Below are 17987 nucleotides of genomic sequence, written 5' to 3' on the forward strand. Positions count from 1 at the left end.
CTAGCTGAAATAAACAAGTTTGAGTTAAAAAACAAAGCCAGTGAAGATAACACTTCACTGGCTTGTTCAATTTAGCCCGTCAAAACCGTATCTTCAGGGTACTTAAGTAAAGACGGTTCAGGCCGAGCAAGCATATACGCTAAAGTTAAAGGGCCAATTCGACCGATAATCATCACGACAATCATAATGTACTTACCGGGTTCAGACAGCTGGGCAGTTAAGCCAGCGGTTAAACCGACTGTTGCAAATGCTGATATCACTTCAAACATTACTTTGTCGAAAGCCGCTTGTTCTGTCAGCATCAACAAAAACATTGCTGTTGTCAGCAATGCCCCACTCACCACAATGATAGCCAAAGATTTGGTGACAGCCTGCCATGTCACTGTGCGCTTAAACATTACCACGTGCTTCTTCTGACGAAGGAAAGTCCATGTAGCGACAAACGCGACCGCAAAAGTCGACACTTTGATCCCCCCACCAGTAGAAGTAGACCCCGCCCCTATGAGCATTAGCACGATCATAACCAGCAGTGCGGGCTGGGTATATTGAGCTAAATCTACACTATTGAAGCCAGCTGTTCGTGCGCTTGCAGATTGGAAAAAAGCTGCAAGCCACTGCCCTTGAACGGACAAGTCTTCCATCGTTGCTGGATTGGACCTTTCCAGCAACCAGAACATGACTGTACCAACAAGTAGCAACGTAGGTGTTGCTGTTAACATTATCTTGGTATGTAGGTGCAAGTGATTAAAACCTTTTCGCCAATTACTGGCAAGGTCACCCACAACTGTGAACCCTAGACCACCGAAAATGAACAAACCTGATAGCGTAAAGATCACCAAAGGGTCATCTACAAAACCCATCATGCTATCGGAAAAAAGCGCAAAACCAGCATTATTGAAAGCGGAAATAGCGTGGAAAAGAGCGTAAAAACTCCCTGTCGTCCAACCTAGCTCCGGTACCCACCGGAAACACAATAATACGAAACCAACGAACTCAGCGATAAGGGCAAAGATAATAATTTTTTTTACCAAATTCCGAAGGTTAATTTTTCTATCTTGTCCTAACGCTTCTTTCGCCAGCGCTTGTTGTTTCAAGCTAAGCCGGACACCAAACATATAGAGCAGCACAGCAGATAAGGTCATTTGCCCTAAGCCACCAACTTGCATCAAAAACATCAATAAGGCCTTTCCTGCCAGAGTAAAATGCTCCCCTGTGTCCACCACACCTAAACCCGTAACGCTGATTGCAGAAGTTGCAGTAAACAAAGCATCGGTAAAGCTAAGTCCAGTAACTGAAAATACAGGCAAAGTGAGTAAGATAGCGGAAGGTATCAACACTCCCAGAAAACTGGTGAGGATGATCTTTGGTTCTGAGCTTTGTTTCTGTTTATTCTCTTGTTTTAAAGAATAAAACAAACCTCGTCGTTGGAACGGATTCATACGCTGCGCCCACTACATACTGCGAAGTTTTCGAGCCAATGTATCTTTTGGCCCAGCAACAATAATGACGTCTCCGATTTCCAATTGTTTTTCCAAATCAGGGGCTTTAATCAGGTTAGGTCCACGTTTAAAGCCGAGAACTTGAACATCAGCTTCTTTACACAAATGAAGATCTGAGAGCGACTTTCCTAAAAACTTATGCCCAATGACGATTTCGGTCATAGCTAATCCACTACCTAACTCTATAAACTCTAGCACTCGTTTATCTAGCATCTTACGGGCAATACGGATCCCCATGTCTCGCTCAGGTAAGATAACGTGGTCAGCTCCTATCTTAGTTAATATTTTGGCATGGAACTTATCGTTAGCTTTAACCCACACAGCTTTAGTACCTGTCTCTTTAACCACCAGTGTTGTGAGTATGCTAGCATTTACATCTGCGCCAATAGACACCATAACCATGTCATATTCATCAAGACGTAACTCAGTTATCGTTTCTTCATTAGTACAGTTAGCGACAATCGCCTGTGAAACAAAACTAGCAGCCTCTTTGACTCGTTCTTCGTTTAGGTCAACGGCGAGAACTTGAGCCCCTGAGCTTTGTAGCTCTTTACAAACTGATAGGCCAAATCGACCTAACCCAATGACTGCAAACTGTTTATCACTCATCTTAAATCCTACTTTGAACAGTACAAACCTGTACTACAATGATCAGATCAGTCTGCTCCTTACCATTATATAAATCAAATATATGATTTATATTTAACTGTACTATGACTTAGTACTTCCCCAAGGAGCTGAGATATTCGTTACTTCATTTAGCTCTAATCACTTGATTTATAAAGGTAGAGAACAACGTTAATTTCTGCTAATTTCGACTTCATAATTTTTGCGGCAGTACACACTATGAATGACCTGATAGCTCAGATTCAAACTTATATGAACACCCATAATAACGAGTGGGGGTATAACGTCCTTTTCATCACAATAGCGAGTTTTTTCGCTTGGATAGCGTGGCGTATCATTCAAGGTCGCTTAACTGTTCTTGCCGAAAAAACCCCTTTTCATTGGGATGACTTACTATTAGATGCACTAAAAGCACCAGTTAGCACTCTCATTTGGTGTTGGCCTGCAACCGTTTCTCTCGGCTTTGTATTACAAGATCAAATGGGTGCCAAGATTAATTGGTTAAGTACGCTCAAGCTCATTTTAGTCATAAGCATCTTTGTTTGGATCACGATGCGACTGATCAACAACATTGAAGGCTATATTCTCGATAGCAAGAAGCGAGATGAAACGACCGTTCAAGCCATAGCAAAAGTTGCGCGATTGTTTTTCTTAGTGATTGGTGCTCTGACGATCATGCAAGCCTTTGGTTTAAGCCTGTCAGGTCTGCTAACTTTTGGTGGTGTAGGTGGTTTAATAGTTGGTTTAGCCGCTAAAGATTTGTTATCTAACTTCTTTGGCGGAATGATGATTTACTTTGACCGCCCATTCAAGGTTGGTGATTGGATACGCTCGCCAGATCGTAATATCGAAGGCACAGTAGAGCGCATAGGCTGGCGCATGACCATCATTCGTACATTCGACAAAAGACCGCTATATGTGCCAAATTCGGTATTCAGTAATATTGTGGTCGAGAACCCATCGCGCATGTTAAATCGACGTATCTATGAAACGATTGGCTTGCGATATCAAGATGCCGATAAGCTAGATGACATAGTCAATCAAGTAAAAGAAATGTTGGAGAATCATCCGGATATTGATGCCAAGCAAACATTAATTGTTAACTTTAATGCCTTTGGTAATTCGTCTTTAGATTTCTTTATCTATACATTTACTAGAACCGTGAATTGGGTGAGATTCCACGAAGTAAAGCAAGACGTGTTGCTTCAAGTTTTAGATATTGTAAAAAGTAACAGCGCTGATATCGCTTATCCAACACAAACACTAAAAGTTGAGCCTCAGTCTCATGGACTAGAGCTTTCGCACCAAGACAGATAATCAAGCAGACAATAGCAGGACTCTGATACTATAGGTTTAACAACACCTCGAAGCCTCTATTATTATGATCTTACCTGTCATTTTGGCGGGCGGCACTGGTAGCCGCCTTTGGCCTTTATCCCGTGAACTCTACCCAAAGCAATTCTTAAACGTAGCTGGTGAATCCTCTATGCTACAACAAACGCTTTCTCGCCTATCAGGGCTAGACGTTCACGCCCCCTTGATCATTTGTAATGAAGAGCATAGGTTTATTGCCGCAGAACAAGTGCGCTCGGCAGGGTTTAAACATTYAGGTATCTTACTGGAGCCTGTTGGACGTAATACCGCTCCGGCTATCGCCTTAGCTGCATTTTATGCCAAAAGTCGATATCCAGATGAAGACGTTACATTGCTAGTTCTTTCCGCCGATCATCATATTTCCGATATATCTGCGTTCCAACATTCTGTCCGAAATGCACTTCCCTACGCTCGTAAAGATAGACTAGTCACTTTTGGAATCACACCAACAAAAGCAGAAACTGGCTATGGTTATATCAAGCAAGGAAACAAGCTAGATAGTGGATCAGAGACTCAAGCAGGTATATTCGACATAGAAAGCTTTGTTGAAAAGCCAGACAAAACCAACGCACAGCGCTACCTTGATTCTAAGGACTACCTTTGGAACAGTGGGATGTTTTTGTTCAAGGCATCTCAATACCTGAATGAACTAGAAATCTACTCACCAGCCATATTCAACGTATGTAGCACCGCAGTACAATCCTATACTAGCGATCTAGATTTTATTCGTATCAATAATGAGCAATTTAAGTTATGTCCAAGTGACTCTATAGACTACGCCGTAATGGAAAAAACAAGCCACTCAATTGTGGTCTCTATGAATGCTGGGTGGAATGATATTGGCTCATGGTCGGCGCTTTGGGAGGTCAGCCCAAAAGATCACAGCGGTAATGTGGCTGAAGGCGATGTCATTTGCGTTAACTCGAAAAATAACTACATCCATTCTGAAAACAAATTGGTAGCAACAGTAGGGATAGATGATCTGATAGTTGTAGAAACAAAAGATGCAATTTTGGTTTCAACTAAAGATCAAGTTCAGAATGTGAAAGACATTGTTAAAGAGCTATCTTTCGCGAACAGAAGTGAACACCTTCACCATAGAGAGGTTTATCGCCCTTGGGGAAAATATGACGTTATCGATAGTGGGAAACGAGATCGAGTGAAAAGGATCACCGTAAAACCGGGGCACAAACTGTCCTTGCAAATGCACCACCATAGAGCTGAGCATTGGGTAGTGGTAGCAGGAATCGCGAAAGTAAAAAATGGAGAGAAAACCCTATTAATTAGTGAAGACCAATCCACGTATATACCGCTTGGCCACATCCATAGTTTAGAAAACCCTGGTTTAATTCCACTAGAAATGATTGAAGTGCAAACAGGCAGTTACCTGAGCGAAGATGACATTATCCGTTATGATGACCACTATGGTCGAGCCGATCATAATGAATAGCATCGTCGTAAAACAGTAGTTTCACAACTCAAAAATTTAAATTTAGAATGAAAAACTCGGAGTCATTAATGAATGTTCGCCCAACGTTAACATGTTTCRAAAACAACGATATTCGGGGCATCATTGATGACGAAATTGATAATGACATCGCTTATAAAATCGGAAGAGCTTTTGGTATTTACTTACTTGAAGATCTTGCTAAATCAACGATAAATAAAGAACAACAAATTGAAGCTGCATCAAAATCTGTTGCCATTGGCAGAGACAATCGACTCACCTCAGAATCGTATAAAAATTCGTTGGTTGACGGGTTACTAGATTCAGGACTCGATGTTGTCGACCTAGGTATTACAGGAACTGAACAAGTCTATTTTTCTGTCCAAACTTTAAAGACACTTGGTGGACTTCAAGTTACCGCTAGTCACAACCCAATCAATTATAACGGTATGAAGTTGGTTGGTAGGAATGCGAAACCTATTAGTAAAAATACGGGTCTTAGTGATATACAAAAGCTTGTAGAAGCTGGGATCTTTTTAGAAGTTACGCAACGAGGATCTCTCGTAGTTCCTCCTAACGACCTACTTCTCACTAGCAATAACCAGTATATAAAGCACCTGCTCAGCTACGTTACCCCTTCGAATATCACCCCTCTAACTATTGTGGTCAATGCAGGCAATGGTGTAGCAGGCATAGTTTTAGATCAGCTCGAAGCTCAATTCAACACACTGAACATCCCAGTAAAATTAATCAAAATCCATCATAAGTCCGATGGAACCTTTCCAAATGGTATCCCCAATCCACTGCTACCAGAATGCCGTCAAGCTACTAGCAATGCTGTGAGAGAGAATCAAGCCGATTTTGGTGTTGCATGGGATGGAGATTTCGACCGCTGTTTCTTGTTTGATGAGAAAGGACAGTATATTGAAGGTTACTATATCGTAGGGCTACTCGCAGAAGCATTTTTAAAGAAAGAGCCCCACTCAACCATACTTCATGATGCAAGACTGATTTGGAATACGATTGATATCGTCGCCCAAAATAATGGAATAGCACGTATGGTGAAAGCTGGGCACTCGTTGATCAAAGAGAAGATGCTAGAGTTTGATGCTGTCTACGGGGGAGAGATGAGTGCCCATCATTATTTCAGAGATTTTGGGTATTGTGATTCTGGTATGATCCCATGGTTGCTTATCTCAGAGTTAGTATCTCAATCCCAGAAAAGCCTCACTAAAATTACTCAAGGTTATATAGAGAAATACCCATCTTCTGGTGAGATAAACAGAAAAGTCGAAGACGTTGATAAGGTAATGTCTAAAGTTCTAGAAACATATAAAAGCGGAACGGTCGACCAAACAGACGGGATTAGTATCGACATGGGGGATTGGCGATTCAACCTACGAAAGTCTAACACCGAACCTTTGCTAAGACTGAACGTTGAGTCTAAAGGTTGTTACACACTTATGCAGCAACGCACTCAACAGTTGTTGTCGTTATTGAATGAGTGACAAAGCGAATTGTCACCTAGCTCGCTGTAAAGCGATGCGCTAATTAAATACGAAAATGGCGTGCCCCTAGGGGCACGCCATTTTACAAATCTATATCTACATTTCTAAGCAGTAACGCTGCGACTAATTTAATTGCATTGCTGTGTAAGTTTCATTAATGACACCACTTCCCTTACGTTTTTTCATCGTAACTTTTACGCTTCTTCGCGCATCAGCCACATCGTAACGAATCGCTTGCCCTAGGAATTTATCATTACGCTTAGTGTCTCGAGCGTCCAACTTTATTGTTTTATTGCCTCGATTAACTTTGCAACGGTAATCCCAATCTTTACTGCCATCTTTAACATCGAGCAAAATCCATTGATTCGATTTTCCCGAGCTTACTTTGATCGCACGAGGTTTTTTATCAGTAGCGAGAGATAAACCAGCCTTGCAAAGCTGTTCTGGGGTAAAGCCTTGAGCGGCCTGAACTTCTGGTGTAGAAAAACTACCTATAGCGACAAGAGTAAAAGCTGACAACGTAGATTTGAAACCCATAATATTGATACCCGAATAACTGAACGTTGTTTTATTAAAACGCAAAGGTACGGCGTACTCAATAATAAAAGTTAGAATAGTTCAAGCTCAGCTTAATCGTCTTACCCAGCTTTTAGCCGACCTTTCAAGTATCTCAAACGCGGCTTCAAATGCTATTCGATCTTTCATATAAGGGTCATTAATCAAATTATCACCTAGCCACTGCCCAAATAGTAATGTTTTACTTCTAGCCGTTGGCGCGATCTTGCATACTTGCTCGACATGATCTCGTTCCATGACCAGAATTAAGTCATATTGTGCGCAAAGTGCCTCGGTAAGCTGCTTTGCTTTATGGGTATTTAGTTCAATTCCATTCAGCTTCGCGACATCAACAGCATGTTGAGCAGCCGATTCACCAACCAAGCCACTTCTCTCTGTTAATATTCCAGCTGAACAAATTTTTTTATCTGGTAAAAGCTTGATTAACAACCCCTCCCCCATAGGAGAGCGACAAATATTTCCCATACACACAACCAAGATTTTATTAAACATTATTCTCTCTAGGCTTTTCAATTCTTACTGACATATGTTTACTTGCAACAGCTAGCACCAATATCAAAATAAAAGTGAGAGCATTGGCCGGAGGCTGAAGATTGAAATCTACAGAAATATGAATCAGCATACCCAAAATAGCCATAATGCAGCCAAGCCCTGTTCCTTTTAGGGTTCGGCTATTACGCGTTCTCATTGATGAAAACGCCATCCACAATGCATATAATACTGTTGCACCAAGCATTAAAGTTGCGGGGATTCCAGCTTCGGAAGCAAATTGAACATACTCATTATGAGCATGATCGTAAAAGCCAACATTGTATTGAGTATAACTAGGAAATGTCGAATAAAAGCTCCCCATCCCCGTGCCAGTGATAGGGTAATCCTTAATAATTTCAAGGCTCCATTCTACTACTTGATCTCGGGTTTCCGCTTCTATTGATGTCGTTTCAAGTCTTTCTTTCACTTTACCGAGACCGAAAACTGTCCCCACAACTAATGTGTCGATAGCCAAAATACTAACGATCATAACTGTGAGTGCGCGAGGGCGATCTTTATAGAACGCCAAAGCTAACAAACCGGCTACAACCGTTGTTATAAAAAATGCTGTATTTCCCATCCGTGAACGAGTCATTACAAGCGCTATGACCATAATCACCAAACACAATCTAATGATCATTTTCGAAGAAAGCATAGCGGTAACCCAGCGTTTGATTCTGACATCCCAAGAACCAGACTCGCTGGCATGCAATTGAGAAACGATCAAACCAACTCCTAGTGACAAAGAAAGCATGAGATAGTTAGCTAGGTGGTTCTTGTAAACAAAAGTTCCGGTTGCTAGACCTTTTTCTTCGAAACTGAATAGTAAGCTTGTTTCTAATCCGAGCAGAACTGTCATTGCACCATAGAAAGCTTGAAAAGTGCCACTGGCAACGACTATCGTCAAAATCCATTTGATGCGATTAACAGTGTTAATGAGCAACACAGCGTTCAAAGCAAATAGGAAGTAACTCAAGCCTTTTAAAAAGCTGAGGTAAGTTAAGTGTCTATCTAAGGAAATAGAAGTACTTTCAAGACCAAGGGAGTTGAATATCAAATAAGCATTCGGGGAAATAACAGACAACCATTCCGCAGGTAAGGGCTGAGACTGAATGAWAACCCACACTTGAAATACGCCAAGTGGAATCAAAAGCCACTTGAATCGCTTAACTCTATGCCATGGTAAGTCAAACTTATACGAAACTAGCAATGTGATAGATTGAAGAGCAATCCACATTTCGGCAACCGAAAGCGCCCACGTGCGATTGCTCGCTAACGGTATGGGCAACCAACAAATCAAAATGAGGAAACTAATTAAACACGCCTGTTCTAACTTAATCATAGCAATCTAAATGTTATCCAATATAAGTAAAAAGAAAGCCCAAACATTGTTTGGGCTTTATTTAGATGGAAGATCTCGAACATTTAACTGTTTGAGATACCGCCGCCATTTCCGCCATTTCCACCAGTTACTGGAGCGGTCGGAGTCGGTACTGAGTCAACGATACCAGCAGCCGTTGCTTCCAAAACTTCAGCAAGGTCAATACCAGCAATCAAAGCAGCTTCCGTGATCGTAATATTTGAAACTCCTGCAAGTCTCGCAACTTCGGCTATCTGAGAAGCTGACTCAGGCAAAGCTGAAACTGCAGCCAAAATTATTTGCTCTGCTGCCTCTGGCAATATTTCCAAAGACTTCGACACAATAGCAACGACATCCTCAGGGCTTTGTGTCAAAACACTTGTTACAACAGTCGATACAAGTTCGGGAAACTGAAGAAGAAGATCCTCTATCAGCTCAACTGACGACAAGTTACTTTGAGCCATATATGTTTCAAGTCGAGTTGATTCTTGTTCAGTATTCGCATGACTTGGAGCCGTCGATAAAAACAGCAGTGATGCAAAACTTACCGACAACAACTTTATTCTCATATAACCTCCTACATGAATTAAAAAACCGCACTAATTAAAAAATAAGATTTAAGCGGCACTGTACTAAAGGGGAAGCTTCCTCAGAAAACTCAAGAAGTTCATGAAAGTTKCCCCACCAATAATTCCGAGAGTATTGGTTAACATATCATCGAACGAAAACTGCCGACTTAGGCTAAAAAGCTGTGAGAGCTCGTCGATTGACACTAAAATCAAAACGAATAAGACTAAGTAGTTAGTAATAGGAAGTGGGCTAGATCGATAATTGGGCGGAGTGACCCAGACGGCAGTCAACCCCAATAAAAAACTAATGACGAAGTGCAATACAATGTCTCCGCCCAATAAGGTTTCCAAAGCTAAAACAGGCGAAGAAAAAGTATCGAACGTCTTCGCCAAGGATGCAATAGAGCCGATGGAAATGACTACAATCAGTACATAAAGTCGAGTACTAAAAAATGAATGCATTACTTACATGCCTTCATATTCAGACCGTTAAAAGTTGCGATACCACAAGGTAGCCCCTTATTTGGTATTGTGGAAATTATCACGTTCAAATCCGCACGACTTAAACCAAACTTTTGATATTCCAAGAAAAATCGAGCAGCAGTCGTTCTCTCTTCTACATCTAGATCATTCCAATATTTAAARTACAACTCAAGGGTAGCTAATGCAGTGGAACGCTCGTAAGGACCGTAGACTTGAGCGTAACTCAGATATTTTTGGATATCGGAGATAGAACGATTTTTAGCACTAAGTCTTCGAGCTTGTTGAGCATAAGAATCACTCCAAGTAGGTCGTAACCCCATAGACAAAGATTCAAAATTGAGTGCTGCTTTCAGTAATAAAGGATCACTAATTGGTATTTCTATTCCGCTATTAGAATATCCTTTCCAAGTATAAACAGATGCAGCAAGAGACATGTAGTAAGGATGGCGACTGTCCCAAAGAATCATTTTATTTGTAGAGTCCAGAACCGAATCTATCTCTTGGGCTTCGGCTCCATTGAGAGAGAGATCTCGAAGAGATTTTTCTACAGATAGGGAGTACATACTGGCCAAATATCCTTGAAGGCCAGAAAAAGCAAGGTAAATGCTTATAATGATAATAAAAGTAGTGCCTAATCGACCTAACATAAATCACCTAGCCCTATATAAATCGAGGTACAATCACATAGGAACATTGAATATTTCTCTATTAATTACATTACGCCAAACATTATATGAGTCATCACTTATATGAAGCCCATCGCTTGTATGAATAGTAATTTTCTGACTGTTTAATTCACGATTAAGATCGATATAAGTATAACCAAAACTCGCATTACTCTCTTCCAAGTACCTATTAAACAGGTCAATCTGATTATTATCCCTTTTAAACTCACTGGAGTTCAAAATGGAGTAAACATAAATATCACAATCACAAATAGATAGGTTTCGTATGATTTTCTCAAAGTTTTCACTAAACTTCGCTAAATTAACACTACGCCCTATATCATTTACACCGATCATCAGCATCACTTTAGATGGCAATGATAGATCATATTCCTTAATTCTGTATAACAGCGTTGAGGTTGTCTCACCAGGAATACCAAGGTTAATCGTATCTAAATCAGGAAAGTGTTCTTTAAGGTGAAAGTTTGAAGTTATGCTGTCACCAATAAAAATCATATTCCCTTTTAACTCTAATTCATTAAGATATTCTACTCTCTTTAAGTAGTGTGTCGACTTAGCGGGGTCTGGAGTTATCACTATTCGAATAAGCCCTAGCGTAGGGTAGTAAACATATGGAATCATATATATAAGAAAAATAGATATGAAAAAAATAACTGGATATCTCACTGGAAAATGACCTGACTAGAATCCCAATGGTTTTTAGAGAATAGCCATTCATTACCATATACAGAAAGATGGTCTCGATCAGAATAAAATAACCTTTCCTGTTCGCTATAAATACCAACATTTGACACGAACTTAAATGGGTCAAAAAACTCCCCCCCACTATTCAACACTACTTTTTTAATTTCATCATTGTAGATTGGGTAACTATCTGAAAGCTCAATTGCATCACTACAACTGATGTTTATGTTTTTGCAGTTAAACAGTTTTGCTGGATTTTCGTTAAGTAGTGGAGGTTGAGCTAACACAACGACTCGCTGTCCCTTCTCCACAGAACGACTGACTAAAGCTTCTAAACTAGACAAAATTTCTTGGTTTTTGTAAGAACTATCCCACCTAAATGCAATGAGGAGTAGATCAGCAGATGGCTGAGCATCAATAAACGCATCATTTACCATCTTACATTTCGACGTGTTCTTGTTCATGTTGCATCCGCCTGATGCAAACAGGCTAACTTTATAGTCGAACTTTTCTGCCATTAAGGAAACATATTTGAAATAGTGTTCAGCATGGCTGTTACCATAAAACACGATTTTCTTTTCACCATCTAGCTTACCACCTCTACAGTCCAAATTGACTAAGGACGGACAAGCCCCTTTGTCGATATGATTAAACTGATAGTTAGCATCAACCAAAGGAGAAGAGTACCTTTCTGGTAGGCCATTGTTCATTACTACAATAGTGCAAACCAAAGCTACGGCTGTACTAGGAAGTACAAAATAGAAACTAGTTATCTTCAAAGAAGATAACTGAGCGAACCTTGCCGGCTTTTCTATAACATAATAAGAAAGCAAGCTAATGAAAATGATGACCAATACTGCTAATAGTTCGGTAGAAAAAGAAAGATCAGAACTGTTCCCATCGGTATTCAATACATACCTAAAAAATGCTAGTACAGGCCAGTGAAATAGATAAATTGAGTAAGAAAGCAACCCGACATAAACAAGGTAACGATGCGAAAGTAGTTTATTTACAACAGTACCACGACTATTAAGGATAACAAATATTGGAAGGCATAAAGCTAAAGCCCAAAAACCAGGAAATACAAAGGATTTATCGACATAAAACATCAGGAATAAAACAATAATAGAAGACAAAAAAGACAGAACGTTTGATTTATTGTCTGCGATTAATTCTTTATACTTCAAAATCGCCAGTATTGAACCGAGCAGTAACTCCCCCATTCTGGATAGAATTAAATAATAACTAACTGCCGAAAAACTTTCACTCCGTGACATACACTCGGCCAAGACAAAACTAATGCATGCCATAAATACCAAAATAGACACGCTTCTATTTCTGATAAATTTAAATATTAAAACCAATAATATTGGAAGTATAAAATAGTATTGTTCTTCTACTGACAGTGACCATGTGTGTAAGAGTGGCCATTCACTAGAATCACTAGAAAAATAGTCTCCAGTTCTTATTGAATACTGCATGTTTGATGCAAAAAATAGGACCGACAGTGCAGATATCGCTACTTTATAGAAATCATAGGGAAGTAAAACAACATAACCGACAGCAAGGACCAATGCCACCATAAAAAACAAAGGTGGAAAAATTCTTTTAGCTCTTCGGATGTAAAAATATTTATAGCTAAATGTCCCCTTCTCTACATCTTTATATATAATACTTGTAATAAGAAAGCCTGATATAACAAAGAAAATATCGACCCCTAGGAACCCTCCAGGTAAGTATAATGGGTCTATATGAAATATTACGACAGCAATCACAGCGATCGCTCTCAACCCGTCGATATCGGGACGATAATTAATTTTTGACATAATAAATCTAATCGATAAGGCTATTAACGTATGTTACCAATGAGTCTCGCTCTGGTGTTTCAAGTCCGTTTGATGGGCATAAATCATTTACACGAGAAAGTAGATCTCGTAATGTTGATTCATCTTGCGCTACATATACGCCAGCGACATTAGAGAACGACTTTAATGTATCCATCTGGTGATCATTCCTATGTTCACCAAACTTACTTAAACGAGGAAAAATAATAATTGGTTTTTTCAGCCTAAGACAATTAATTATCGACCCCATTCCTGCGTGAGATATGATCACAGATGAAGCCTTAAACATTTCATCTACGCTATCTGGTTCCATAACATCGTGAAACTTCATGCATTTAGGTTGGTACTTCCCGCTACCTACTTGAGCGACGATTTCTAAATTTAGATCTGCTGCCATGTTGTCCACAGTGCTCACTAAGCGATCAAATGGAAGCTGAGTCCCAACGGTTAAGAAAATCATATAAGCCTTCCATAGTATTTATTACCAGACGACTGTGAAACGTCTTTCCATTGAGAGATAACATTGGCTCCAATCTTCTGAGCAATGGCTCCCGACATTGACAACTTTCTAGAATTTGCAATGCTGTCAATCCATACGACTTTCTTGCGAAACAATTTGCTTACAAAAATCATCACTAGACCAGGTGCGGCACCGGTCGTAACGACTAGATCAGGCATTTCTTTCCTTAAAACTTTATAACATTGCCAAGCAACCTGAAAAGCTTTGTAGAAATCATCTCGACTAAAATCTGTAATTGAGTAATATTTTTTCGCTGTAATAAATTTGGGCATTTCACTATACGTACCTACAACAACGGTTTGATGCTCTTGTAAGCATTCGGCCAACAGACTCAACTGAACAAAATGTCCGCCAGGGGAAGCTAGTAATAATACTTTTTTACGACTCATAATCTTAAATCCATTTAATTTAACGTGCGCTGATAAACATCCTGATTGGCATTTTATATTTAACAACATAATRGATACCGACTAGCGATTTTCTTATTAAGTAGAAAGCGTACATTGGGTGTAATTTCACATTTTTTCTTAAAGCCTTAAACGCGCCTTGGAAGTAACGGTGTTTGGTTGAATTATCTTTATCTTGGTGGCCAACTAACGCACTATTAATGAATATGGACTTCCTTGCTTTACTGTAAGCACGTAGTGAGAAATCAAGATCTTCTCCTCCATTATTTGGGGATCCAATACCAAGAGATTCGTCAAAAAAGTGGTGCGTATCTACCAATTTTTTTCGAGAAAATAAGGTGACAGACGAACCGAAACTAATTAACTCCTTAACCGACAAGATTTTTATATTTTTCTGGTTTAGCTCGGTCGTCTCGTTCGCGTATCGGCAAACGAGAAGATCAAGTTCCGTGCTTTCATCAAATACTTTTAATATACTAGAAAGACAATTATCGGGATACCAACAATCATCATCAGGAAAAGTCACAAGATCACAACTTTCAAAAAGCCCGGTTTCTATTGAGTATTTAAGTAACTTGTTCCGTGCCTTTGATAATGAGATAACTTCTGCAGAATAAATAACAAAGCAGTCTGATTTGACTTTATCTATTTCTTCTTGGTAAAACTCTTGACTCCCTTGAAGAAGAATAACTAGTGAATAAGATACTTTTTGATTTTTGCAAGAATCAATCATTGATAAAACGTCACTAATATTTTCATCGTTTAATATACATGTCGACATCATTAGGATATTCATAATTAGTGACTCTTTTTATTCGTAATATAGTATTTTGCCATCCGACCTGCCACGTAAAAACTTCGACTAGTTATCACATCGGATAAAAGCTTGGGTAAACCAATACTCCTTGCGTTATATACATAGGCTTGACACCTAAGCAAAGAAGATTGACGTTTTAAAAGGCTATATTTTCCAGATATTCTACCTAATGATGAAAGGTGCTTATCTACTCTTGGGCTGCTGATTCTTTCATGAGGATGACTTTTATCGAGAACGTAATTATAGCAACCAGTATTCTTTAGGCATGTCCCTTTATAACTAGATAATATATTTATCCACATATCAAGATCTTGCCAAGACTTTAGCCCTTCATCATATTTCACCGTATTACTGAAAGTACTCCTTAATGTGAATATTTGGTTACCTACAGAGTTTGCTACCATTATATCTTCAAGGTGACTATATTCCTTTGTCGACGATTTTATGAAATTTTCAACACCCAATTTTATCGATTTATTTGAATATAACCCGATAACATTTTCACCTAGAGTGTTCCATTCATTAATAAAGTCACTAATACGACTCGGCAAAAAATAGTCGTCATCGTCTAGGCCTGTAACAAATTTCCCAGTCGCTATTTCAATCGCGCGATTCCGAGAGTGACATGCACCTCTATTCTTAGTATTTCTTAAGTAGACGACTCTATCATCTTCATTGACCATCGTTTTCATAATAGTCTCTGTACCATCAGATGAGTTATCATCAACGACTATGACTTCAAGGTTCTTATGGCTTTGCCCTAGTACCGAGTTTATAGCTCTTATTAATAAATCTTTTCTATTGTAGGTTGGTATATATATGGAAACCTTATCCTGAATTGCTGTGTTGTTCATTATTCGACTCACGAAAGTTTATGTACTTTAAAAGTAAAGCCAGAGGCACGAAGGATTGAAGTGTACTTAATGAGTTATCAAAGACAGTTAGTATAAAAAACCCAAAAAACATATATCTCAAGAATCGCCTCGTTCTATAACTGGACAGCTTGTATGTTTTCAAGTAAACACTAAATATATTAGTAAAAAAAACAACAACCCCTACTATCCCCAATTCAATATAGAATCTAATAAATTCATTGTGAGGCACTGTGAATAGATAAAGATTAAATTCCTTAACACCTTCCGTAATTTGAGTGATAGCTCCTAAGGTTCCACCAAAAAAATTGCTTCCTTGAATTTGATTAAGGAAGTATTCCCAGGCAAACTCCCTACCTGACAAATTAATTCCTCCACCACCTTCAAATGTACTCAGCTTAGTACGTTCAATTATTGACATTACAAACTTGGCAATAACTAACATTGCAAGTGGAGACATTATGATTAGCTTTGTCGCAATACTCTTATATCGAACAAACTTTAATAATAAAACCATTGGTATCAGAGCTGCGATTAAAGGTCCCCGACTTCCAGACAATAAAAGTAGAATGAATGAAAAAGAAAGAAGAAACAGGTTTAACCTATTTGACGAATAGCTTTCATATACTAAAAAAACAACAACAAAATACATTAGAAATGCAAAGTGAGCACTAGAAAGCCCCGCACCAAACCTACCATTAGAACTACTAATAGGAACGTTAAAAACTAGGTTAGCCATCAAAGAAAAGATAACCATGAAAATGGGTAAAAGAACAAAAGCTGTTGATAAAGATCGTATACGAGGCCCAAAATCCACCATTAAAATAACGTATAAGAGACTAAACCCGACTAAAGCTTTAATAAACACTGATAGTTTGACACTTCCGTAGTTTTGATCTGATAAAAGATAACAAAACACTGAAATTCCAATATAAACAAAAAAGTTTGCTCTATACTTATTATCAAAACCCAAGTTAATTATTAATGCAATACAAGTAAACAGCAATACTGACTTTTGAACAAGGTGAGCATTTGGTATATATCTTGAGCTTATTCCTAGAACAAAAAATAGAAAAACCACTCCAATGATGACATTGACTTTGTACTGTTTAAGTTCTTTTATGCTACTTATGTACATTAATAACTACCGAAATGTTCATAAAGGGTAAATTAGGATTTCAAAGTTTTAAAAAGTAGTTCTAGATTTCGCTTCAAAAGCAGGACTTCTATTTGAACTCTAAAAACTTTGCCTTTCCCATAGAAGTAATTTCCAATAGTTACATTGCTAAATTCTATAACTAATAATGAAATAACCGCACCAATTAGCCCATAATTACTAACAAGGATATATGTTAAGAACACACTAAAAAAGGCAGTAATGGCAACTTTATTCAAAATGTACCTACCGGATGAGTCAAGTACACTCACATATCGGTTTGTAATAAATCCCAAACAACTGAAAAATGAAGATAGTGCCATAATTGGTAGAATATCAACAAGTTCCATGTACTTGTCACCCAGAATTAAGTCAACGATAGACCCAGCTAGCATATAGATAAATAGCAGGATAGGGAAAGACGACATAAACATAACAAAGTATGTCAATGTATATAGTTCATCTTTACTTTTTTTGTTCGCATGTGTTAAAAAAGAAGTACCGATAGAAAGGGGGATAAATATCCATGATGCTGAAAGAACAACGCCTATACTATAAATTCCAACATCTTCAAAACTTGATATCTCTTTTAAGAAAATTTCATTAGACTTGCTATATATGTAWACAAGTAGGCTAGATAAGAAAAACAATCTTCCTATAGAGTAATACTCTTTCCTTACTTCTGATTTCTCAATGTCTATATTATGAATGTCATTAATTAGAGCTCGATGCTTCAATGAATAAATTACTAAACCTTCAACTAGGAGAGGGACAATAAACCACCATACATTAAGACCAAGCAGTACAAATATGGTTCTGAAGCTCATTGAAAGGAGTTTTGCTTTCATCGAGGCTGTAGCATTCAACTTTGATTTTAGGGAACCATTTAGGTAAAACTGGTAGATATCAATGCCTAAAAAAACATTTGACAAGCATATAAGTGATACAAGCAAAGCATCTTCAAATTCTAATGAAGAAAACAAATAAATAGATAATGCGAACCAGGTTAATATATAAAACAGCAGCC

19 protein-coding genes are annotated in these 17987 nt (G+C 38.5%); 3 read left to right on the plus strand and 16 right to left on the minus strand.

Annotation, left to right across the window (positions count from 1 at the left end; translation table 11 throughout):
• Nucleotides 1-71: 71 nt before the first annotated feature.
• Both L4C33_RS06085 and L4C33_RS06090 read right to left on the minus strand, forming a co-directional pair.
• Entirely contained in the window at nt 72-1439 is a 1368-nt protein-coding gene (locus L4C33_RS06085) for a TrkH family potassium uptake protein (protein ID WP_428811548.1), read from the minus strand.
• Between the two features lie 12 nt (nt 1440-1451).
• Complete coding sequence (locus tag L4C33_RS06090) at nt 1452-2108, minus strand: potassium channel family protein (RefSeq protein ID WP_428811549.1); 657 nt, start codon at nt 2106-2108, stop codon at nt 1452-1454.
• A gap of 237 nt (nt 2109-2345) precedes the next feature.
• Between L4C33_RS06090 and L4C33_RS06095 the strand changes: the two genes are divergently transcribed.
• The 3 genes from L4C33_RS06095 to L4C33_RS06105 all read left to right on the plus strand — a co-directional run bounded on the left by L4C33_RS06095 (nt 2346) and on the right by L4C33_RS06105 (nt 6455).
• On the plus strand, nt 2346-3443 hold the full coding sequence (locus tag L4C33_RS06095; protein WP_428811550.1) for a mechanosensitive ion channel family protein: 1098 nt from the start codon (nt 2346-2348) through the stop codon (nt 3441-3443).
• A gap of 64 nt (nt 3444-3507) precedes the next feature.
• On the plus strand, nt 3508-4950 hold the full coding sequence (locus L4C33_RS06100) for a mannose-1-phosphate guanylyltransferase/mannose-6-phosphate isomerase (RefSeq protein WP_428811551.1): 1443 nt from the start codon (nt 3508-3510) through the stop codon (nt 4948-4950).
• 68 nt (nt 4951-5018) lie between these two features.
• On the plus strand, nt 5019-6455 hold the full coding sequence (locus L4C33_RS06105) for a phosphohexomutase domain-containing protein (protein ID WP_428811552.1): 1437 nt from the start codon (nt 5019-5021) through the stop codon (nt 6453-6455).
• A 123-nt stretch (nt 6456-6578) separates the two neighbouring features.
• On the opposite strand, the gene L4C33_RS06110 is transcribed toward L4C33_RS06105, so the two are convergent.
• The 14 genes from L4C33_RS06110 to L4C33_RS06175 all read right to left on the minus strand — a co-directional run.
• Nucleotides 6579-6992 carry a hypothetical protein gene (locus L4C33_RS06110; RefSeq protein ID WP_428811553.1) on the minus strand — a complete coding sequence of 138 codons (414 nt, stop codon included), beginning with the start codon at nt 6990-6992 and terminating at the stop codon, nt 6579-6581.
• An 87-nt stretch (nt 6993-7079) separates the two neighbouring features.
• The gene (locus L4C33_RS06115; RefSeq protein ID WP_428811554.1) at nt 7080-7523 is read right to left on the minus strand and encodes an arsenate reductase/protein-tyrosine-phosphatase family protein; all 444 of its coding nucleotides are present in this window, start codon (nt 7521-7523) and stop codon (nt 7080-7082) included.
• Nucleotides 7516-8904, minus strand: coding sequence for an O-antigen ligase family protein (locus L4C33_RS06120; protein WP_428811555.1), 1389 nt, complete (start codon nt 8902-8904; stop codon nt 7516-7518). Before L4C33_RS06120 ends, L4C33_RS06115 begins: the two co-directional genes overlap by 8 nt.
• A gap of 83 nt (nt 8905-8987) precedes the next feature.
• Complete coding sequence (locus L4C33_RS06125) at nt 8988-9491, minus strand: hypothetical protein (RefSeq protein WP_428811556.1); 504 nt, start codon at nt 9489-9491, stop codon at nt 8988-8990.
• A gap of 63 nt (nt 9492-9554) precedes the next feature.
• On the minus strand, nt 9555-9953 hold the full coding sequence (locus tag L4C33_RS06130; protein ID WP_428811557.1) for a VanZ family protein: 399 nt from the start codon (nt 9951-9953) through the stop codon (nt 9555-9557).
• Complete coding sequence (locus tag L4C33_RS06135; protein ID WP_428811558.1) at nt 9953-10621, minus strand: hypothetical protein; 669 nt, start codon at nt 10619-10621, stop codon at nt 9953-9955. The genes L4C33_RS06130 and L4C33_RS06135 overlap by 1 nt, the downstream gene beginning before the upstream one ends.
• A 33-nt stretch (nt 10622-10654) precedes the next feature.
• A complete protein-coding gene (locus L4C33_RS06140) occupies nt 10655-11236 on the minus strand; it encodes a GDSL-type esterase/lipase family protein (protein ID WP_428811559.1) in 582 nt (193 codons plus the stop codon).
• A gap of 86 nt (nt 11237-11322) precedes the next feature.
• Nucleotides 11323-13170 carry an acyltransferase family protein gene (locus L4C33_RS06145; protein WP_428811560.1) on the minus strand — a complete coding sequence of 616 codons (1848 nt, stop codon included), beginning with the start codon at nt 13168-13170 and terminating at the stop codon, nt 11323-11325.
• A gap of 7 nt (nt 13171-13177) precedes the next feature.
• On the minus strand, nt 13178-13648 hold the full coding sequence (locus tag L4C33_RS06150) for a glycosyltransferase (protein WP_428811561.1): 471 nt from the start codon (nt 13646-13648) through the stop codon (nt 13178-13180).
• On the minus strand, nt 13645-14097 hold the full coding sequence (locus tag L4C33_RS06155; RefSeq protein WP_428811562.1) for a hypothetical protein: 453 nt from the start codon (nt 14095-14097) through the stop codon (nt 13645-13647). The genes L4C33_RS06150 and L4C33_RS06155 overlap by 4 nt, the downstream gene beginning before the upstream one ends.
• A gap of 19 nt (nt 14098-14116) precedes the next feature.
• On the minus strand, nt 14117-14911 hold the full coding sequence (locus tag L4C33_RS06160) for a glycosyltransferase family 2 protein (RefSeq protein ID WP_428811563.1): 795 nt from the start codon (nt 14909-14911) through the stop codon (nt 14117-14119).
• Between the two features lie 2 nt (nt 14912-14913).
• Nucleotides 14914-15786, minus strand: coding sequence for a glycosyltransferase family 2 protein (locus L4C33_RS06165; RefSeq protein WP_428811564.1), 873 nt, complete (start codon nt 15784-15786; stop codon nt 14914-14916).
• The gene (locus L4C33_RS06170) at nt 15761-16942 is read right to left on the minus strand and encodes an O-antigen ligase family protein (RefSeq protein ID WP_428811565.1); all 1182 of its coding nucleotides are present in this window, start codon (nt 16940-16942) and stop codon (nt 15761-15763) included. Before L4C33_RS06170 ends, L4C33_RS06165 begins: the two co-directional genes overlap by 26 nt.
• A 32-nt stretch (nt 16943-16974) precedes the next feature.
• On the minus strand, nt 16975-17987 hold a 1013-nt coding region (locus L4C33_RS06175), incomplete at its 5' end, for an oligosaccharide flippase family protein (protein ID WP_428811566.1).

The sequence above is a fragment of the Vibrio makurazakiensis genome, assembly GCF_050337375.1.
In the GTDB taxonomy this organism is placed as follows: domain Bacteria; phylum Pseudomonadota; class Gammaproteobacteria; order Enterobacterales; family Vibrionaceae; genus Vibrio; species Vibrio makurazakiensis.

Coding starts and splice junctions, on each gene's coding strand:
- L4C33_RS06110 (WP_428811553.1), bottom strand. CDS start 6,992: ATGGGTTTCAAATCTACGTTGTCAGCTTTTACTCTTGTCGCTATAGGT.
- L4C33_RS06125 (WP_428811556.1), bottom strand. CDS start 9,491: ATGAGAATAAAGTTGTTGTCGGTAAGTTTTGCATCACTGCTGTTTTTA.
- L4C33_RS06155 (WP_428811562.1), bottom strand. CDS start 14,097: ATGAGTCGTAAAAAAGTATTATTACTAGCTTCCCCTGGCGGACATTTT.
- L4C33_RS06085 (WP_428811548.1), bottom strand. CDS start 1,439: ATGAATCCGTTCCAACGACGAGGTTTGTTTTATTCTTTAAAACAAGAG.
- L4C33_RS06170 (WP_428811565.1), bottom strand. CDS start 16,942: ATGTACATAAGTAGCATAAAAGAACTTAAACAGTACAAAGTCAATGTC.
- L4C33_RS06165 (WP_428811564.1), bottom strand. CDS start 15,786: ATGAACAACACAGCAATTCAGGATAAGGTTTCCATATATATACCAACC.
- L4C33_RS06095 (WP_428811550.1), top strand. CDS start 2,346: ATGAATGACCTGATAGCTCAGATTCAAACTTATATGAACACCCATAAT.
- L4C33_RS06115 (WP_428811554.1), bottom strand. CDS start 7,523: ATGTTTAATAAAATCTTGGTTGTGTGTATGGGAAATATTTGTCGCTCT.
- L4C33_RS06150 (WP_428811561.1), bottom strand. CDS start 13,648: ATGATTTTCTTAACCGTTGGGACTCAGCTTCCATTTGATCGCTTAGTG.
- L4C33_RS06090 (WP_428811549.1), bottom strand. CDS start 2,108: ATGAGTGATAAACAGTTTGCAGTCATTGGGTTAGGTCGATTTGGCCTA.
- L4C33_RS06145 (WP_428811560.1), bottom strand. CDS start 13,170: ATGTCAAAAATTAATTATCGTCCCGATATCGACGGGTTGAGAGCGATC.